Source organism: Alteromonas sp. ASW11-130 (assembly GCF_026183735.1).
Taxonomy (GTDB): Bacteria; Pseudomonadota; Gammaproteobacteria; order Enterobacterales; family Alteromonadaceae; genus Alteromonas.
Genome location: NZ_JAPFRE010000009.1, coordinates 1 through 3,313, shown reverse-complemented (window position 1 = coordinate 3,313; position 3,313 = coordinate 1). Strand labels below are relative to the sequence as shown.

The 3,313-nt window shown below is 41.0% G+C and carries 3 protein-coding genes; all 3 read left to right on the top strand.

Translation table 11 applies throughout. The features are described from left to right. Positions 1–220: 220 nt before the first annotated feature. The 3 genes from OPS28_RS02565 (at position 221) to OPS28_RS02555 (ending at position 3,223) form a co-directional block, all read left to right on the top strand. Positions 221–922, top strand: a complete 702-nt coding sequence (locus OPS28_RS02565) for a transposase (protein ID WP_265607870.1) — start codon at positions 221–223, stop codon at positions 920–922. Between the two features lie 253 nt (positions 923–1,175). After that, positions 1,176–1,817, top strand: coding sequence for a PEP-CTERM sorting domain-containing protein (locus OPS28_RS02560; protein ID WP_265607869.1), 642 nt, complete (start codon positions 1,176–1,178; stop codon positions 1,815–1,817). A gap of 674 nt (positions 1,818–2,491) precedes the next feature. Then, complete coding sequence (locus OPS28_RS02555) at positions 2,492–3,223, top strand: hypothetical protein (RefSeq protein WP_265607868.1); 732 nt, start codon at positions 2,492–2,494, stop codon at positions 3,221–3,223. Positions 3,224–3,313: the final 90 nt, after the last annotated feature.

The following is a 3,313-nucleotide window of genomic DNA, read 5'->3' as shown; positions in this document are numbered from 1 at the left end:
GTACAGCTCCTTGATAGACAAGGCCTGGGCTGGAAGCGTATGAAATCAAATTCGTGGGGATCCCTCAGGGTCAGAGTACTTTTCTGCAGAATATACACCACAAACTTTGTTTACGCCTTCTGGCAGCTGTACATTAGCCTAGTTTTCGTCAGTACAGGCTTGTAGCTTAAGTCTAATTTCTTCATCTTATATTTATTTAATAACGATGAATTGAATAGGTATGGCGAGGAAAAAACGTATTGGCCCGGCAGGTTTTGCACAACATGTCATTCAAAGAGGTAACAACCGTGCCGTATGCTTTGCATGTGAGGAAGATTATTTCGTCTACATTCATTGGTTAAAGAAATTTTCGCAGCAGTTTAATGTCAGTATCCACGCCTGGGTGTTAATGACTAACCATGTTCACTTACTCTGTACTCCTCAATTAGATAATCGCGGCGTGAGCGCAATGATGCAATCATTAGGTCGTATGTATGTAAGGTATTTCAACCAAAAATACACACGCACCGGTACCCTATGGGAAGGACGGTTTCATTCTAGCTTGGTATGCACTGAGGAATATCTGCTCACACTCTATAGGTACATAGAATTAAATCCAGTAAGAGCTAAAATGGTTTGTGACGCCGTCGAATACAAGTGGTCAAGTTATAAAATAAATGCATTAGGCGTAAAATCATCTTTATGTACGCCACATCCCATTTACATGTCTCTAGGTCAGACAAAGATTATTCGCCTAAAATCCTATCGAGCGCTTTTTGCCTCTAAAATACCTCAAACACTTATAAAGAATATTCAAAAATGTTCGAGAAAAGAGCTCGTCCTCGGAAACGCAAAGTTTAAACAACAAATTGAACATCTAACAGGTATCGCGCTTAAAAATGAAAAACCAGGGCGGCCGCCAACTAGTCGAGTGAAACTGTAGTATTCGAGCAAACAACAAACCTTTTTTAAGAAAAGTACTCTGACCCCCTTTAATTTTTTTGTCAAAAAACTTTACAACACGGTATACGAAACACTTGCTATACGAATCTTTACCTTACAAATCAGATTCTTAATGGTTGGGCTTAATTGTTGCTTAAGATTTTTCGAAGAAGTTAGACACGAAATTGGACCCGTTCTAGGAATCCAATGAGGCGCGGTAATAAATATATTCAAAGAAAATCAAAGGAAAAGTTATGATTAGTAGGATAATATTTTTAACAATACTTTTAGGTTCATCTTTTACTCTTAACGCAACTATTATTGATTTTGAAGGTGTTGTTGATGATAGTGGGGAAATTCTGACGATGAATTATGAGGAAGACGGTTACAAATTGACATCTTCCTCCTCTATTGGGCCAGTTTCCGGGATCATTGGCGCGGAAGCATCAGATCTCAACACGAATGGTAGCGCTATTTTTGGTTGGTGCTCATTTTGTGATGAGCTAGGAAATACCATATCCCTGGAGCGGGTAGACCGTGGCAGCTTTGATTTTTTATCATTTGATGCTGCTAATGCGTTTTTAGGGGGCGGTAACGGTATAGTTGACATCACTGGTTTCTTTTCAGATGGACGCATCCTCACAGCATCTCTAAATATCTCAAATGATTGGACAACGGCGTTTCTCAATTGGACGGGACTAGTACAAGTGGACTTCCAATCTCCACTTTTCACCCTCACCCCAGAGGTGGGACCAGGGTTATTGTTTCTGCCAGCGATTGACAACCTTGTAATGGCGAGTGTGCCTTTACCAACTTCTATGGCATTGTTTGGACTAGGTTTTATTCTGCTAAGCGCGAGTCGAGCTAAAAAATCAATAATTAACGCCAAGGGTTGATTAAGTTCGTTCACGTAGAAATAGGATCAGAGTCGGAGGGATCCCTACGAATTTGATTTTATGCGCTTCCAGGCCGGGTCTATCAAGGAGCTGTACCACTCGAGTGCAGCTTTCCACTGGCGCATGGTAAACCGTTTTCGGGAAGCGATCGCTCTGAGCCAAAGATAGTGGAACGATAATACATTCCTGCTCTCGGTATTGGCTTGGTATCGGCCATGTTTATTCAAAGATTCGAGCACCATACCAAGAAGTATACCGACTAGAGACGCTCACGTTGTTAGCAGCACCAATAGAGTCATACGCTGCTTTTTTTTACACTTTTATACTGTTCATAACCTAATCCGAACTTCGTGTTTCGCGTGTATCTAAAGCCCTCTTCAATCTGCTTACGGTGCCGGTAAATATAGCGGACAAGCGATATGACTTTTTCAAAATAGACAGGGCATTGATAGCGCTTAACCTTCACCTCTTTTTGGCGAAAGATCTGATCGTCAAACGTCATGAATGTTTCCCTCTTTTTTATCTTATTGATTTCGTGTGCTGATTTGGGGGATACCTCTGGCTCTGACCCGTTTAAGTTTTTGTGTCAAAAAACTTTACAACATCGTCCGCAAAATAATTAAATCCAAATATTTAAACTTAAATATCAATGGCTTGCACTTGTGGCATAATGCTTGCCAAAACAATTACTTATGAAGTTTGACTCGTTCTGGATCCGTTTTAGGACTCCTATCAGGCGCGGTAATAAAAAATATTCAAATAAAATCAAAGGAAAAGTCATGATTAGTAGAATAATGTTTTTAGCAATGTTTTTAGGTTCATCATTTACAATTAACGCAACTATTATTGATTTTGAAGGTGTTGCTGATGATAGTGAGTTTGTTCCTGCTATGTCTCATGTGGAAGACGGTTACACTTTGACGTCTTCTTCCTCTATTGGACCAATCTCCGGGATCTTTGGCGCGGGAGAACCACATTCCAACACGAATGGTAGCGCTATTTTTGGTTGGTGCACATTTTGTGAGCTTGGACATGTCATATCCCTGCAGCGGATAGACCGTGGCAGCTTTGATTTTTTATCATTTGATGTTGCTAATTTGGATCCAGAGGGCGATATCGGTATAGTTGACATCACTGGTTTCTTTACAGATGGACGCATAGTCACAGCATCTGTTAATTTTTCAACTGTTTGGACGACAGAGTTTCTCAATTGGACGGGACTAGATCAAGTGGACTTCCAATCTCCACTTTTCCCACTCATCCCAGAGGTGGAACCGGGGTTACTTCTCGACCCAGCAATTGACAACCTGGTAATGGCGCGTGTGCCTTTACCAACTTCTATGGCATTGTTTGGACTAGGTTTTATCCTGTTGAGTGCGAGTCGAGCTAGAAAATCAATAATTTAGAAATAGAGAAATAGGGTCAGAGTCTGAGGGATCCCCACGAATTTGATTTCATACGCTTCCAGCCCAGGCCTTGTCTATCAAGGAGCTGTA